The sequence below is a fragment of the Pseudomonas sp. B2M1-30 genome, assembly GCF_025447575.1.
Classification (GTDB): Bacteria; Pseudomonadota; Gammaproteobacteria; order Pseudomonadales; family Pseudomonadaceae; genus Aquipseudomonas; species Aquipseudomonas botevensis.
The window spans coordinates 97,651-112,630 of record NZ_JAOEJT010000008.1 but is presented as its reverse complement, the minus strand read 5'-3'; the positions used below and the strand labels follow the sequence as shown (position 1 = coordinate 112,630).

17 protein-coding genes are annotated in these 14,980 nt (G+C 62.1%); 11 read left to right on the top strand and 6 right to left on the bottom strand.

The window, feature by feature from the left end:
- Positions 1-161 precede the first annotated feature (161 nt).
- Positions 162-725 (bottom strand): XRE family transcriptional regulator, encoded by a 564-nt coding sequence (locus N8H74_RS17125; RefSeq protein ID WP_262149006.1) that lies wholly within the window; start codon positions 723-725, stop codon positions 162-164.
- Positions 726-809: 84 nt separating this feature from the next.
- On the opposite strand from N8H74_RS17125, the gene N8H74_RS17120 reads away from it, so the two are divergent.
- The 7 genes from N8H74_RS17120 (at position 810) to N8H74_RS17090 (ending at position 8,598) form a co-directional block, all read left to right on the top strand.
- A complete protein-coding gene (locus N8H74_RS17120; protein ID WP_262149005.1) occupies positions 810-1,745 on the top strand; it encodes a DMT family transporter in 936 nt (311 codons plus the stop codon).
- Between the two features lie 795 nt (positions 1,746-2,540).
- On the top strand, positions 2,541-5,459 hold the full coding sequence (locus N8H74_RS17115) for a monovalent cation/H+ antiporter subunit A (protein ID WP_262149004.1): 2,919 nt from the start codon (positions 2,541-2,543) through the stop codon (positions 5,457-5,459).
- Positions 5,459-5,803: a Na+/H+ antiporter subunit C gene (locus tag N8H74_RS17110; RefSeq protein ID WP_003192163.1), complete on the top strand. Its 345-nt coding sequence runs from the start codon at positions 5,459-5,461 to the stop codon at positions 5,801-5,803. The genes N8H74_RS17115 and N8H74_RS17110 overlap by 1 nt, the downstream gene beginning before the upstream one ends.
- Positions 5,800-7,479, top strand: a complete 1,680-nt coding sequence (locus tag N8H74_RS17105; RefSeq protein WP_262149003.1) for a monovalent cation/H+ antiporter subunit D — start codon at positions 5,800-5,802, stop codon at positions 7,477-7,479. Before N8H74_RS17110 ends, N8H74_RS17105 begins: the two co-directional genes overlap by 4 nt.
- Complete coding sequence (locus N8H74_RS17100; RefSeq protein WP_217833610.1) at positions 7,476-7,964, top strand: Na+/H+ antiporter subunit E; 489 nt, start codon at positions 7,476-7,478, stop codon at positions 7,962-7,964. Before N8H74_RS17105 ends, N8H74_RS17100 begins: the two co-directional genes overlap by 4 nt.
- Entirely contained in the window at positions 7,961-8,239 is a 279-nt protein-coding gene (locus N8H74_RS17095; RefSeq protein WP_007910754.1) for a K+/H+ antiporter subunit F, read from the top strand. The genes N8H74_RS17100 and N8H74_RS17095 overlap by 4 nt, the downstream gene beginning before the upstream one ends.
- Positions 8,236-8,598, top strand: a complete 363-nt coding sequence (locus N8H74_RS17090) for a Na+/H+ antiporter subunit G (RefSeq protein ID WP_217833609.1) — start codon at positions 8,236-8,238, stop codon at positions 8,596-8,598. Before N8H74_RS17095 ends, N8H74_RS17090 begins: the two co-directional genes overlap by 4 nt.
- Positions 8,599-8,683: 85 nt before the next feature.
- Here the strand turns inward: N8H74_RS17090 and N8H74_RS17085 are convergent, their stop codons facing one another.
- Positions 8,684-9,124 carry a DUF3995 domain-containing protein gene (locus N8H74_RS17085; protein ID WP_217833608.1) on the bottom strand — a complete coding sequence of 147 codons (441 nt, stop codon included), beginning with the start codon at positions 9,122-9,124 and terminating at the stop codon, positions 8,684-8,686.
- A 94-nt stretch (positions 9,125-9,218) separates the two neighbouring features.
- Here N8H74_RS17085 and N8H74_RS17080 point away from each other — a divergent pair, with 94 nt between their 5' ends.
- Both N8H74_RS17080 and N8H74_RS17075 read left to right on the top strand, forming a co-directional pair.
- The gene (locus N8H74_RS17080; RefSeq protein WP_217833607.1) at positions 9,219-9,605 is read left to right on the top strand and encodes a DUF2946 domain-containing protein; all 387 of its coding nucleotides are present in this window, start codon (positions 9,219-9,221) and stop codon (positions 9,603-9,605) included.
- A gap of 90 nt (positions 9,606-9,695) precedes the next feature.
- Positions 9,696-11,828 (top strand): TonB-dependent receptor, encoded by a 2,133-nt coding sequence (locus N8H74_RS17075; RefSeq protein ID WP_262149001.1) that lies wholly within the window; start codon positions 9,696-9,698, stop codon positions 11,826-11,828.
- 78 nt (positions 11,829-11,906) lie between these two features.
- Here the strand turns inward: N8H74_RS17075 and N8H74_RS17070 are convergent, their stop codons facing one another.
- The 3 genes from N8H74_RS17070 to N8H74_RS17060 form a co-directional block, all read right to left on the bottom strand.
- Positions 11,907-12,923, bottom strand: a complete 1,017-nt coding sequence (locus N8H74_RS17070) for an ABC transporter substrate-binding protein (RefSeq protein ID WP_262149000.1) — start codon at positions 12,921-12,923, stop codon at positions 11,907-11,909.
- A 128-nt stretch (positions 12,924-13,051) separates the two neighbouring features.
- Entirely contained in the window at positions 13,052-13,249 is a 198-nt protein-coding gene (locus N8H74_RS17065; RefSeq protein ID WP_217833699.1) for a hypothetical protein, read from the bottom strand.
- Between the two features lie 5 nt (positions 13,250-13,254).
- A complete protein-coding gene (locus tag N8H74_RS17060) occupies positions 13,255-13,725 on the bottom strand; it encodes a hypothetical protein (protein ID WP_318837870.1) in 471 nt (156 codons plus the stop codon).
- 476 nt (positions 13,726-14,201) lie between these two features.
- On the opposite strand from N8H74_RS17060, the gene N8H74_RS17055 reads away from it, so the two are divergent.
- Positions 14,202-14,402 carry a hypothetical protein gene (locus N8H74_RS17055; RefSeq protein WP_225930138.1) on the top strand — a complete coding sequence of 67 codons (201 nt, stop codon included), beginning with the start codon at positions 14,202-14,204 and terminating at the stop codon, positions 14,400-14,402.
- A 64-nt stretch (positions 14,403-14,466) separates the two neighbouring features.
- Positions 14,467-14,703 carry a DUF2789 family protein gene (locus N8H74_RS17050; RefSeq protein ID WP_217833604.1) on the top strand — a complete coding sequence of 79 codons (237 nt, stop codon included), beginning with the start codon at positions 14,467-14,469 and terminating at the stop codon, positions 14,701-14,703.
- Between the two features lie 6 nt (positions 14,704-14,709).
- Here the strand turns inward: N8H74_RS17050 and N8H74_RS17045 are convergent, their stop codons facing one another.
- Positions 14,710-14,913 (bottom strand): hypothetical protein, encoded by a 204-nt coding sequence (locus tag N8H74_RS17045; protein ID WP_217833603.1) that lies wholly within the window; start codon positions 14,911-14,913, stop codon positions 14,710-14,712.
- Between the last annotated feature and the right edge of the window lie 67 nt (positions 14,914-14,980).

Sequence of the window (14,980 nt, the reverse complement as noted above, 5' to 3'; positions counted from 1 at the left end):
ATGGGGGCGACTCCGTGGTTTCCGGATGAGGATCCAGAGCCTTTAGCAGGAGTCATGCCCGAATTGAATGTCCTTTGAATTCAAGCCGTTGAGACACAAAACAACAACCGCACGCCACCTTGATCAAGCAGATTGTTCATTCACTGTCGGCGAGGCAACAGTCAGATCACCACGTTACGCACGAAGCGCACCGCCACGTCACCGTCGTTGCGATAGCCGTGAGGCTGGTTGCTGGCGAACATGAAAAATTCGCCGGTGCCGATGCATTGCGGCTGATCGTCGAGCATCAGGGTCAGGCAGCCTTCGAACACGAAAATCTGCTCGCTCCAGCCATCGGCATCCGGCTGCGAGGGGTAGACCTCCCCCGGTTGCAGGCACCACTCCCATTGCTCCACCTCGCGGGTGGCGGCGGCTTTGGACAGCAGAACCGCCTTGCTGCCGGGAATGCTGCCGGCCCAGGCCAGTTCGTTGATACGGCTCGGATCACGGCTGTCGGGGGCCTGGATCAGATCGCTGAACGCCACGTCGAGGGCCTCGGCGACGCGGTCGAGGGTGGTCAGGCTGACATTTTTCTCACCGGCCTCGATCGCCACCAGCATGCGACGACTGACCCCGGACTTTTCGGCGAGGGTCGCCTGGCTCATGTCGGCGGCGTGACGCAGGCGTCGGACGTTCTGACTGACGTGTTGCAAAACGGAAGCCCGTTGAATGGAATCTTTGTGCACTATATTGCTCGCTGGCTGGGATTGGGCAGTATACTGCGCAACATTTGGCGCATTGTGCGTCTCCTCTATATGGCGCGCAAGGTCATGACATCAGCCAATTCTCCCCAAACTCCCCTGTGGTTGCCCCGGCTCAGCAAAGCTGAATGCGTGCTGGTGTTCATCACCATGCTTTGGGGCGGCACCTTTCTGCTGGTGCAACACGCGATGACCGTCAGCGGCCCGATGTTCTTCGTCGGCCTGCGCTTCGCCGCTGCGGCCAGCATCGTCGCGCTGTTTTCCTGGAAGCATTTGCGCGAGCTGACCCTGTTCGAACTCAAGGCCGGGGCATTCATCGGCGTGGCGATCATGCTCGGTTATGGCTTGCAGACGGTGGGCCTGCAGAGCATCCCGAGCAGCCAGTCAGCCTTCATCACCGCCCTCTACGTGCCCTTCGTCCCCTTGCTGCAATGGCTGGTGCTGGGCCGACGCCCGGGTTTGATGCCAAGCGTCGGCATCATGCTGGCATTTACCGGACTGATGCTGCTCTCGGGGCCGTCCGGCGCGTCCCTGCACTTCAGCCCCGGCGAAATCGCCACACTGATCAGCGCCATCGCCATCGCCGCCGAAATCATTCTGATCAGCACCTACGCCGGCCAGGTCGACGTGCGCCGGGTAACGGTGGTGCAACTGGCAACCACCTCGGTGCTGTCGTTCCTGATGGTCGTGCCAACCGGCGAGGCGATTCCGGACTTTTCGTGGTTGCTGCTGACAACCGCGCTGGGCCTCGGGGCAATGAGCGCAGCCATTCAGGTCGCGATGAACTGGGCACAGAAAAGCGTTTCGCCCACCCGTGCGACCCTGATCTACGCCGGCGAACCGGTCTGGGCCGGCATCGTCGGACGCATCGCCGGCGAACGCTTGCCAGCGATCGCCCTGGTTGGCGCCGGGTTGATCGTGGCGGCGGTGATTGTCAGCGAATTGAAGACCAAGGGTAAGGCTACCGAGGCGGATGCGGAGCTGGAGCGGGAAACTCAGGGCTGAGGCTTGGGTATGGTGCTGGCATTTCGCGGGCAAGTTCGCTTCCATAAGAGCGGGTAGAGGCTGGGGGCTGTCAGAGCGCCTTCGTGGATTCAGATGCTTTTTTAGCGGACTTGAGGACGCAGCCCCTCACCCTAGCCCTCCCGAAACGTCGGACCGCCCGGGGGGAGAGGGGACTGACCACAGCGGCAGTAAAGAATATGTACCCCCACCAGAACCCGGTCGGCCCAAAGGCCGCCTTCGCGGACAAGCCCACTCCCACAAAAGCAAAAGCAAAAGCAAAAGCCGTCCACCTCCGCCCTTCACCACTCAACACAATGAGCGTTAGCTCGAGTACCGCTTTTGATCTTGCCGTGCCGGCCCCTTCGGCAGGCTGAGTGGAGGGATTTATCCGGGGGTGGGAGCGCAGCGACCGTTTGGCGCAGCCAAACACATCGAGAGGAGGTGCAGCGAAGCAAACCGTAGGCGATGCCCCCGGATAAATCCCGGAACGAAGGGACGCCGAGCCTAAGCGAGGGGCCGTACGCCGGGGCCTAGCCTTTTGGGTTACCTTTTTGGCGTCTGAAAAAGGTGACTCGCCGTAAGGGCGAAACCGCCAGCAGCAACACCCAAAAAAACGGATATACACACCGGACACCCAAAGCCTGGTCGGCCCAAAGGCCGCCACTACCCCCCAACCAAAACAATGTAAACCACCCATTTCCAGACTACTTTGTAGGATTCAGAGACATCCTCGCGTTTGGTGATCCGGGAGCTGGCACGTATGATGCTTCACAAACTTCCGCAGATTAGAAGCCTATGTCCCTGATAGTTCTACTGCTTCTGCCTTTTGTGGGCAGCTGTCTGGCAGCCGTGCTGCCGCACAACGCGCGAAATACCGAATCCCTCCTGGCAGGCCTGGTCGCCCTGATCGGCACCATCCAGGTTGCGCTGCTGTATCCGCAAATCGCCCACGGCGGCGTGATCCGCGAAGAGTTTCTCTGGTTGCCCAGCCTGGGCCTGAACTTCGTCCTGCGCATGGACGGCTTCGCCTGGCTGTTCTCGATGCTGGTCCTGGGCATCGGCACCCTGGTTTCCCTGTACGCCCGTTACTACATGTCGCCGCAAGACCCGGTGCCGCGTTTCTTCGCGTTTTTCCTGGCGTTCATGGGCGCCATGCTCGGGCTGGTGATTTCCGGCAACCTGATCCAGATCGTGTTTTTCTGGGAGCTGACCAGCCTGTTCTCGTTCCTGCTGATCGGCTACTGGCACCACCGGCACGACGCCCGGCGCGGTGCCTACATGGCGTTGATGGTGACCGGTGCGGGCGGTTTGTGCCTGTTGGCAGGGGTCATGATCCTCGGCCATGTCGTTGGCAGCTATGACCTGGACAAGGTCCTGGCCGCCGGCGATCTGATTCGCGCACATGCCCTCTACCCCATCCTGCTTCCCCTCATCCTCATCGGCGCCCTCAGCAAAAGCGCGCAATTCCCCTTCCATTTCTGGCTGCCCCACGCCATGGCGGCGCCGACACCGGTTTCGGCTTATCTGCACTCGGCGACCATGGTCAAGGCCGGGGTTTTCCTGCTCGCGCGCCTTTGGCCGTCGCTGTCCGGCAGTGAAGAATGGTTCTACATCGTCAGCGGTGCCGGGGCTGCGACGCTGTTGCTCGGCGCGTATTGCGCGATGTTCCAGAACGACCTCAAGGGGCTGCTCGCCTACTCGACCATCAGCCATCTGGGCCTGATCACCCTGCTGCTCGGCCTGAACAGTCCGCTGGCCGCCGTGGCGGCGGTGTTCCACATTCTCAACCACGCAACCTTCAAGGCCTCGCTGTTCATGGCCGCCGGGATCATCGACCACGAAAGTGGCACCCGCGACATCCGCAAGCTCAACGGCCTGTTCAAACTGATTCCGTTCACCGCCACCCTGGCCATGGTCGCCAGTGCCTCCATGGCCGGCGTGCCGCTGCTCAACGGCTTCCTGTCGAAGGAAATGTTCTTCGCCGAAACGGTGTTCATCAACGCCACCGCCTGGATCGAGGCAACGTTGCCGATCGTCGCGACCATCGCCGGCACCTTCAGCGTGGCCTACTCGCTGCGCTTCACCGTCGACGTGTTCTTCGGCCCCACCGCCACCGACCTGCCGCACACCCCGCACGAACCGCCACGCTGGATGCGCGCACCGGTGGAGTTGCTGGTGTTCACCTGCCTGCTGGTGGGGATCTTCCCGGCACAAGTGGTCGGCCCGCTGCTCGCTGCTGCTGCGTTGCCCGTCGTAGGCGGCGAGCTGCCGGAATATAGCCTCGCGATCTGGCATGGCCTCAATGCACCGATGATCATGAGCCTGATCGCCATGTCCGGCGGCATCGTGGTCTATCTGTTGCTGCGCAACCAGCTCAAGCGCGGGCGCTTCGCTTACCCGCCGCTGGTGGGACGTTTCAACGGCAAGCGTCTGTTCGAGCGCAGCCTGGTGGCAATGATGCGTCTGGCCCGGCGCCTGGAGCGGCGGATCGGCACCAAGCGCCTGCAAGCGCAATTGTTCCTGGTGGTGCTGGCGGCCGTACTCGCCGGCCTGATTCCGATGCTGCACAGCAGCCTGAGCTGGGGCGACCGGCCGAAGATCCCCGGCTCCATCGTGTTCGTGACCCTGTGGCTGCTGGCGATTGTCTGCGCCCTCGGCGCCGCGTGGCAGGCCAAGTATCACCGTCTCGCCGCCCTGACCATGGTCAGCGTCTGCGGCCTGATGACCTGCGTCACCTTCGTCTGGTTCTCGGCGCCGGATCTGGCCCTGACACAACTGGTGGTCGAAGTGGTGACCACGGTGCTGATTCTCCTCGGCCTGCGCTGGCTGCCGCGACGGATCGAAGAGGTTTCGCCATTGCCAAGCAGCCTGCGCAAGGCGCGGGTACGGCGCTTGCGCGACCTGCTGTTGTCGATTGCCGTCGGTGGCGGCATGGCGCTGCTGTCCTACGCGATGCTGACCCGCCAGACACCCAACGACATTTCCTCGTTCTACCTGAGCCGGGCGCTGCCCGAGGGTGGCGGCAGCAACGTGGTCAACGTGATGCTGGTGGACTTCCGAGGCTTCGACACCCTGGGTGAAATCACCGTGCTGGTGGCCGTCGCGCTGGCGATCTTCGCCCTGCTGCGGCGTTTCCGCCCACCGAAAGAAAGCCTGCAACTGCCGGCCCAGCAACGTCTGCTGGCACCGGACGTGGTCACCGACCTAGTCAACCCGCGTTCGGCCAGCGACACCGCGCTCGGTTTCATGATGGTGCCGGCGGTGCTGGTACGCCTGCTGTTGCCGATCGCGCTGGTGGTGTCGTTCTACCTGTTCATGCGCGGGCATAACCAGCCGGGCGGCGGCTTCGTCGCGGGGCTCGTGATGTCGGTGGCGTTCATCCTGCAATACATGGTCGCCGGCACCCAATGGGTCGAGGCGCAAATGAGCCTGCGGCCGCTGCGCTGGATGGGCACCGGGCTGCTGTTCGCCACGGTCACCGGCCTCGGAGCGATGGCGGTCGGCTATCCGTTCCTCACCACCCACACCTGGCATTTCAACGTGCCGTTGCTGGGCGACATTCACATCGCCAGTGCGCTGTTCTTCGACATCGGCGTGTACGCGGTGGTGGTCGGCTCGACGCTGCTGATCCTCACCGCCCTCGCCCACCAATCGGTGCGTGGTCACAAGACTGCGGCCCTGCCCAAATCCGTCGCCAGCAAAGGAGCCGTCTGATGGAAGAAGTCATCGCAATCGCCATCGGCGTCCTCGCCGCCTCTGGTGTCTGGCTGATCCTGCGGCCCCGGACATTCCAGGTCGTGATGGGCCTGTGCCTGCTGTCCTACGGCGTCAACCTGTTCATTTTCAGCATGGGCAGCCTGTTTATCGGCAAGGAGCCGATCATCAAGGATGGCGTGCCGCAGGACTTGCTCAATTACACCGATCCGTTGCCGCAAGCGCTGGTCCTGACCGCGATTGTCATCAGCTTCGCCATGACCGCGCTGTTCCTCGTGGTATTGCTGGCGTCACGGGGCCTGACCGGCACTGACCACGTCGACGGCCGGGAGCCCAAGGAATGATGGCGATGACTCACCTGATCGCCGCGCCGATCCTGCTGCCGCTGCTGACCGCCGCCATCATGCTGATGCTGGGCGAGAAGCACCGCCCACTGAAGGCTCGGATCAACCTGTTCTCCAGCCTTGTCGGGCTGTTCATTTCAGTGATGCTGCTGCAATGGACGCAGACCACCGGCGTGCCCGGCTCCATCGGCGTGTACTTGCCGGGCAACTGGCAGGTGCCGTTCGGCATCGTGCTGGTGGTCGATCGTCTGTCGGCGCTGATGCTGGTGTTGACCGGGATCATCGGCGTCACCGCGTTGCTGTTCGCGATGGCGCGCTGGGATGGTGCGGGGTCAAGTTTCCATGCGCTGTTCCAGATTCAATTGATGGGTCTGTACGGCGCCTTCCTCACCGCCGACCTGTTCAACCTGTTCGTGTTCTTCGAGGTGCTGCTCGCTGCGTCCTACGGCCTGTTGCTGCATGGCTCGGGACGGGCGCGGGTGTCGTCGGGGCTGCATTACATTTCGATCAACCTGCTGGCTTCGTCACTGTTCCTGATCGGCGCGGCGCTGATCTACGGCGTCACCGGCACGCTGAACATGGCCGATCTGGCGCTGAAGATTCCGCTGGTGCCGGAAGCCGACCGTGGCTTGTTGCACGCGGGCGCGGCGATTCTGGCGGTGGCGTTCCTCGCCAAGGCCGGCATGTGGCCGCTGAACTTCTGGCTGGTGCCGGCCTACTCCTCGGCCAGTGCGCCGGTGGCGGCGATGTTCGCGATCATGACCAAGGTCGGCGTCTACACCCTGCTGCGCCTGTGGACGCTGCTGTTTTCCGGTCAGGCCAGGGCATCGGCCTACTTCGGCGGCGACTGGCTGATCTACGGCGGCATGGCGACCATGGTCTGCGCCGGCGTGGCGATCATTGCCGCCCAACGTCTGGAGCGCATGGCCAGCCTGAGCATTCTGGTGTCGGCGGGGATCCTGCTGTCGGCCATCGGTTTCGCCCAGCCGAACCTGATCGGCGCAGCGTTGTTCTATCTGGTCAGCTCGACGCTGGCGCTGAGCGCGCTGTTCATGCTGGCCGAGCTGATCGAACGCTCGCGCTCGGCCAACGAAGTCCCGCTGGAAGACGAAAGCGAACTGCTGCCACGGCCACAGGAATCGCTGCAGCCGCCCAAGGGCATCAACCTCGACGACGAACAGAAAGCCGTGGTCGGCCAGGTGATCCCGTGGACCATGGCATTCCTCGGTCTGAGCTTCATTGCCTGCGCCCTGCTGATCATCGGCATGCCGCCGCTGTCCGGGTTCATCGGCAAGCTGAGCCTGATCGGCGCCCTGCTCAATCCCTGGGGCCTGGGCGGCGGTGAGCCCATCTCGACGCCAGCCTGGGCGCTGCTGGTGTTGTTGATCGTGACCGGACTGGCGTCGCTGATGGCCTTCTCACGCCTGGGCATCCAGCGTTTCTGGACACCCGAGGAACGCCCGTCGCCGCTGCTGCGCAAACTGGAATGCACGCCGATTTTCCTGCTGCTCGGTCTGAGCATCCTTCTGACGTTCAAGGCCGAACCGCTGCTGCGCTACACCCAGGCCGCTGCCGACGCCTTGAACAATCCGCAACAGTACGTGATGGCGGTGCTCGGCACCCGCGCCGTGCCTAGCCCTGAAGCCAAGGCCGCGCTGCTGGAGGTGCAACCATGAAGCGTCTGTTCCCGGCACCGTGGCTGTCCCTGGCGCTCTGGCTGCTGTGGCTGGTGCTGAACCTGTCGATCAGCCCCGGCAATCTGCTGCTCGGTGCAGTGCTGGGTTTCTGCGCACCGCTGATGATGCGCAAGCTGCGCCCGCAACAGATCCGCATCCGCCGCCCCGGCACGATCCTGCGCCTGTTCTTCATGGTCGGACGCGACGTGGTGATCTCCAATCTGGCCGTGGCCTGGGGCGTCCTCAACGCCGGCCGCCGCCCGCCGCGCTCGCGCTTCGTCAAAGTGCCGCTGGATCTGCGCGACGCCAACGGCCTTGCGGCGCTGTCGATGATCACCACGGTGGTGCCGGGTACGGTGTGGTCGGAACTGGCGCTGGATCGCAGCATTCTGTTGCTGCACGTCTGGGATCTGGATGACGAGGCGCAGTTCATCCAGCACTTCAAGGTCACTTACGAGCGGCCATTGATGGAGATTTTCGAATGAGCCCGTTGCTGTCGAACGCGATCCTGCTGACGCTGTTCCTGTTTTCCCTGGCGATGGTGCTGACCCTGGTGCGCCTGTTCAAGGGGCCGTCGGCGCAGGATCGGGTACTGGCGCTGGACTACCTGTACATCGTCGCGATGCTGATGATGCTGACCCTGGGGATTCGCTACTCCAGCGACACTTATTTCGAAGCGGCGCTGCTGATCGCGCTGTTCGGCTTCGTCGGCTCGTTTGCCCTGGCGAAATTCCTCCTGCGCGGCGAGGTGATCGAATGAACGCGGAACTGTCTCTATGGGTGGAAATCCCGGTGGCGATCCTGCTGGTACTCAGCGGCGTGTTTGCGCTGATCGGCGCCACCGGGCTGCTGCGAATGAGGGACTACTTCCAGCGCATGCACCCGCCCGCGCTGGCTTCGACCCTGGGCGCATGGTGTGTGGCACTGGCGTCGATCATCTGTTTTTCCGCGATGAAATCCGGGCCGGTCCTGCACGCCTGGCTGATCCCGATCCTGCTGTCGATCACCGTGCCGGTGACTACCCTGCTGCTCGCCCGGGCAGCGTTGTTCCGCAAACGCATGGCCGGGGATGATGTGCCGGCCGAAGTGAGCAGTCGGCGGACTGAAAGCAATAGCTGATGACCTGCTCCCACACAGCTCTTAAGTGGGAGCGGGCTCGCCCGCGAAAGGGTTGGCCCTTTCAACACACAACCTTCACCCGGCATCAAACCCAGGCGACCGCCAACAACCCCGCCCCCAATACCGTACACAACGGCGAATAAACCCAGGTATCAAGCCAGGCAAACCTCGACCCCTTCACCTCCTTGAAAAAACCTACCAGTTCCGAATCGCCAATTGCCCGGGCAAACATCAGCAGCGCAATCGCACTGATCACCCATTGCAGTGCCCGGTGATGCACCGTCGGCAGCCACCAGCCCACCCGCAGGCACACCAGTGCGGCAATCAGTAGCAGCGCGGCCGCCACCAGAAAGGTCAGCCAGCCGCTTGGCTTGAATGCCGGTCGTAAGGTCAGCTCACCGCCCTCGACCGGAACCTGAGGCACCACCGCCACCGCCGCCCACTGCCCACCCAGCGCCCAATACACATGCATCAGGCTGATCATCGCGAATATCGTCACCAGCCATTGAGCCAACACAAAGGTCATGGTCGAGAATCCTTGAAAGGGATCTGAACAAAATATCCTAGTCGGCTTTTTTTGATGTGCACGACCGGTCAGCGGTGGGGTAAAGTGCCGGCCCATGAAATTCACCCGTTCCGATCGCTCACTGCTGGCCTGGATGCTCTATTGCTGCGTCCTGTTCAACGTGTTCGCCTGCAGCATCGGTCACGGGCAAATGGTCGGGATGCAGCTCAACGGCATTGGCGGCCAGTTCTGTGCGGTGGATCCTGCGACCCAGGCGCCGCTCGCCAGCAACCCTTCCGACGAACAACTGCCGACTTTAGCCAAGGCCTTCGGCTGTCCGCTGTGTTCCACCGGCGGCATGGGGCCGGCGTTCAACTCCAGCCTGACCCTGGCGATCCTCCCGGAACAACACAGCCCGCCGCTGCCGGCCATCGTCAGCGCCGACCTCCCTGCCCGCTTCACCTGGCCTTCGGCCAATCCCCGAGCCCCGCCGCTCGCCTGAATGCTTTTGCCCTGTTCCGTTCAGCCCACTGCGCCAATGCGCGGCGTTGGCCTGTGCGCTGATTCCCAGACAAGCATTCAGGATTCACACATGAAACATTTCACCTTGCTGGCAAGCCTGTGCGGCTGCCTGTCCGTCAACACCTGGGCGCAATCCACCGTGGATCTGGCGCCGATCACCATCGATGGCGAATCCGGCGCCGAGCCGGGCCTGAGCCTCGACCAATCCAGCGGCATGGCCTCGCGTCTCGGCCTGAGTGTGCGCGACACCCCGGCCTCGGTGGCCGTCGCCAACCGCAACGACATCGAGCGCCACGGCTCGCAGAACTTCCAGGACGCCGCCAACACCCTGCCCGGCGTCAACGCCAGCGCCCCGCCGGGATTTGGCGGATTCGTCTCGTATCGCGGCTTCACCAGCAGCCAGATCACCCAGATGTTCAACGGCATCAACGTCTCCGGCGGCCTGGCGCGACCGGTGGATTCATGGATCTATGACCGGGTGGAACTGGTCGGCGGTCCGTCCTCGCTGATCAACGGCGCCGGCTCGGTCGGCGGTTCGCTGAACTACGTGACCAAACTGGCGACCCGCGACGAGCAGGCCGTCGAGGGCCGGGTCAGCTACGGCACCTACGACACCAGCGAAACCGCGTTCGGCCTCAACCACGCCCTGAGCCAGCCCGGCGCCGACGTGCAGCATTACGCGCGGCTGGACGTCAGCCACAACACCAGCAACGGCTACATCGACCGCCAGGAGCGCGATGCCTGGAGCGTGGCGTTTTCCCTGCTCAGCGACCTGACACCCGACCTGTCGCACACCCTCGCCCTGGAATATCAGGACGAGCACGAGGACAGCCCGTACTGGGGCACACCGGTGCTCAATCCCAAGGCCGGCGAACTGAAGATCGACAGGCACAACCGCTTCAACAACTACAACGTCGAGGACGGGCGTTACGAACAGCGGACCATCTGGGTGCGTTCAATCATCGACTACCGGATCAACGACAGCACGACCTTGCGCAACACCCTCTATCACCTCGACAGCCAGCGCGATTACCGCAACCTGGAAACCTACCAGTACAACGCCGACAACAGCGCGGTGAACCGCTCGACCGCCTACCAGGTGCGGCACCAGGGCGAGCAGAACGGCAACCAGTTCGAACTGCGCCACGACAACACCCTGTTCGGCCTCGACACCACCTGGTCTGGTGGCTTCGAGTACAAGGTCAACCAGACCACCAACTCGCCGCTCAACGTCAAAGGCGCGAGCACTGTGGATCCGAACCATTACCGGCCGGGGCATTTCTATGACATTCCCGGGACCCAACCGGGGTTTGTCAGCGACAAGACCAACGAGGTCACCACCAAGGCCCTGTTCGTCGAAAACCGTCTGGCGTTGACCGACAAACTGGCGCTGCTCACCGGCCTGCGTTACGACGACATTGACCTCGACGTGACCAACCATCGCGCAGTGACCGCGAGCAATCCGCGCCATCTCAAACGCAGCTGGGAACCGGTCACCGGGCGCGCCGGCCTGACGTACCAGTTCATCCCCTCGGCCAACGTCTACGTGCAATACAGCACCGCTGCCGAGCAGCCCAACGGTACTCAGGATTTCGATGTGTCGACCGGCAAGCAGTGGGAAATCGGCAGCAAGTTCGACTATCTGAACGGACGCGGCTCAGCGACGGTCGCGGCCTACACCATCGAGCGCAAGGACTTCGCGGTGACCGGTCCACTGGACCCGACCAGCAGCATTCCGGTCGGTCAGCAAACGTCCAAAGGCATCGAAATCGCCAGCTCCCTGCGGATTACCGACAAGCTGCTGGCCGAGGGCAACTTCGCCTGGGTCGATGCGCAGTACGACGATTTCACCGAGAAGAACGCCGCCGGCGTGGTGGTTTCGCGCAAGGGCAATACGCCGACCAACGTCCCGGATCGGGTCGGCAACCTGTGGCTGACCTATGATTTCTCGCCACAGTGGCAAGGCGGGGTCGATGCGCGTTACGTGGCCTCGGTGTTCGCCGACAACGCCAACACCATGACCGTGCCGTCGTACACGCTGTTCGGCAGCTTCCTCAGCTACAAGGTCGATTCGCACACCACCGTCACCGGACGAGTGCGCAACCTGACCAACGAGGTGTACGCCGAGTTTGCCCATGTATCCCCGGCTTACTACCTGGGGACGCCGCGCACTTTTGAATTGGCGGTGCAGACCCGCTTCTAAAAGTTTCGCGGGCAGGCCCACTCCCACGAAAGCATGGGAGCGGGCTTGCCCGCGAAAGCGCCCGAAAGCTCAGCGCACCTATTTCAGGTCAGCCGCCACCTTATCCGCCACATCCTTCGGCAACCACGCCTGCCACACGTTCGGATGGGTCTTCATGAACATCTCCGCCGCTTCCCGGGGCGGCGTGTGTTTGTCGCTCATGTCCGCCAAAGCCTTGTTCAAGTCTTCAATCGGAAAATCGACCTTGCTGAAAAACGCCGCAATGTCCGGATATTGCTTCTGGAACGGCGCGGACACCCCGATCGACAGCTTCGAAGCCAGCGAGCGGGTCGGTTGCGGGTTGGGGTTATCGGCGTCGGTCAGGGTCTTCCAGGCCTCGGCGTTGAAGGGTGGCTCTTCCAGCTGAACCAGTTTGAACTTGCCGAGCAGCGGCGTCGGCGACCAGTAATAGAACAGCACCGGTTTGCCCCGGCGGATCGACGAACTGATCTCGGCATCCAGCGCCGCGCCGGAACCGCTGCGGAAATTGGTGAAGTCATCCTGCAGTCCGTAGGCGGTGAGTTTCTGCTTGTTCACCACTTCCGAAGTCCAGCCGATCGGGCTGTTGAGGAAACGCCCCTTGTTCGGGTTTTCCGGGTCCTTGAACACGTCCTTGTATTTCTTCAGGTCAGTGACGCTGCGCAGGTCCGGCGCCAGCGGCTTGATGCCCTTGGCCGGGTCGCCCTTGATCACGTACTCCGGCACCCACCAGCCTTCGGTAGCGCCCTTCACCGTATCGCCCAGGCTCGCGACCTTGCCTTCGGCCTCAGCCTTGACCCATACCGGACTGCGCCCGGCCCACTCCTCGCCAATGACCTGAATGTCATTGTTGGCCAGCGCGGTTTCCAGGGTGATGGTGGTGCCCGGCAAGGTATCGGTCGGCAACCCGTAGCCCTTCTCGACGATGATCCGCAGAACATCGGTGATCAGACTGCCGCTTTCCCAGTTCAGGTCGGCAAAGTGGATTGGCGTGGTGGCCGCGTTCACCGCCGGTGTCGCTGCCAGCAAGCTCAATGTGGCCAGCCAGGCGGCCAGCAACCGTCGAAATCCGTTCATGCTTTTGCACCTCGTGCTGTTCACAGCAATAGCAGGATGGCCTGATGGAAGACCGCAAGCCTCTGAATACTCAGTCAACTGACTGTAGACGAGGTTCCTGCTTTTTCAGGGCGATGCCCCGGACGAGGTTACTTTTCAGACATTTCCTGCAAGCGTTGCAGCTCGCGTCTGACCATGCTGGCGTATTCCGCCGGGCGCAACGCGTAAATCTGCGAGGCTACCCAACCCAGCCACGCCCCTTGCCGTTCGGCCTTCGCCGCGAACAGCCGCCGGGCTTCCTCGCGTGCGCTGTCGAGGTTTTGCAGGTGGAAATCGGCGCGGCTCACAGCGCTCACTCACTGGCCTTGAATGTGACCAGTTCGCCCTTGCGCCACTTGGCGGCTTTGGCGGTGACGGCTTTCAGGGTTTTGGTCAGGCCTTCCTTCAACTGCTCGTTGGCCGCGAACACGGTGACCACGTTATGGCTTTCGCGGAACACGATGCCGTGACCGTCGGCAGTGGTGACGAACGCATAGTCGCCGAGGCCGTACACCGTCAGTTTGACTTCGCGAAAGCGGATGTCGAACTTGCCGCCCTCACGGCTGGGCAGCACCGAAGCACTGAAATGATCGCCGACCTTGAGCTTCAGGCCCGGCTTGTCATCGACCACCAGAGCCGATTCGGTATCGATCTCGGCGACGTAAATGCCTTCCGGGTTCTGTTCGGTGACGTAAACAAAACGCGATTGAAACTGCTTGACCAGCTTTGCCCGCAAATCACCCAGCACGAACAAAGCATGCATATCCAGATTACTGACTGCCAAAAGTACATCCCCACAGCTGAAAAGAGTGCCGCGCACAGAAAGCGCGCACGGCAGAAAAAACGGCACGTTGCACGGCCAGACGTTGCTGCCAAAAACTCAAATAAAAGCCTGAAGTGAGCCGAACATTCAGCCTGCGCGAAGGTGCACAAGACTACTGCAATGCCACTCACGAAACCTGTAATCACGTTCGCCGCGCGTTGAAGGAAAACGCCTCACGGGCGGCCAGAGGAAACTGACTTCAAACTTTAGGGAAAAAACTCACCGAGAAAATCACTTTTCCGACATATCGCCGGCAAAAAATTGCTTTAGATAACGCCATGTCGTCAACAGGTGTTGGCGATTCTAGAGCAGCGATGTGGGTCACGACTACCCGCAGCGTCCTGTAAATGCGGGTCAATCCATGAAAAGGACTTCAAATGTGTACCCTGACACATCTGTTTTTGCCTGCCGGCGCCCCAGCCAACCACACCTGCGCCATGCATTTGTCACCCCGGCATGAACCGTCGCCACCGAACCAAAGTACAAGACCACCGCTGTTTCAAGTGGTGCCGGCCGGGATCGCTTTTTTTCACATCAAGGAAACGGCGACGGGACGTGTAAGAGGTTTCCGCGAGGACCACAACCAGGCCTGTGCCCTCGCCCGCTCTCTTGAAGCCCGGATCGAACTCCTGGCCTGAGCCTGCCTCAGATAAAGGGAGTGATTGTTCGCGCCATCCCGGCGCCCGCCACAAGGAGCACATGATGGAACTGCCTGCGTATGATCTGAAAACCCTGTTCGATCAACTGGGATTGCCGTCCGAAGGCTCGGCCATCGACGACTTCATCGGCGCCCATCCGCTGGATCCCGGAACCAAACTGATCGATGCCGATTTCTGGACCCCGCAACAGGCCCAGTTACTCAAGGAATGGCTGCGCGCCGATGGCGAAGAAGCGGTGATGGTGGACGAGCTCAACGTGCGGCTGCACGACGGCCAGTAGATCCGCTCAGTGCAGGCTGTCGCGCGGCCCGGCGTTCAATTGCGCGAGCCAGGCAGCCTTGCACTCCTCAGCCTCGACCCGACTGGCGAATGCGGTGCCTCGCCGCTCGCCATTGAGCAGCACCACCCAGCAGACGCTCTGCCCCATCGCGCGCAGTCCGGCGGGCACACCACTGCCGATCATCACGGCAACATCGACTCTGCTTTGCATGTTGACCTCTCGATTTCATTAGCTACCTAACTAAGTAGGTATGTTAATGAGTTCGGTCAACAGGAAA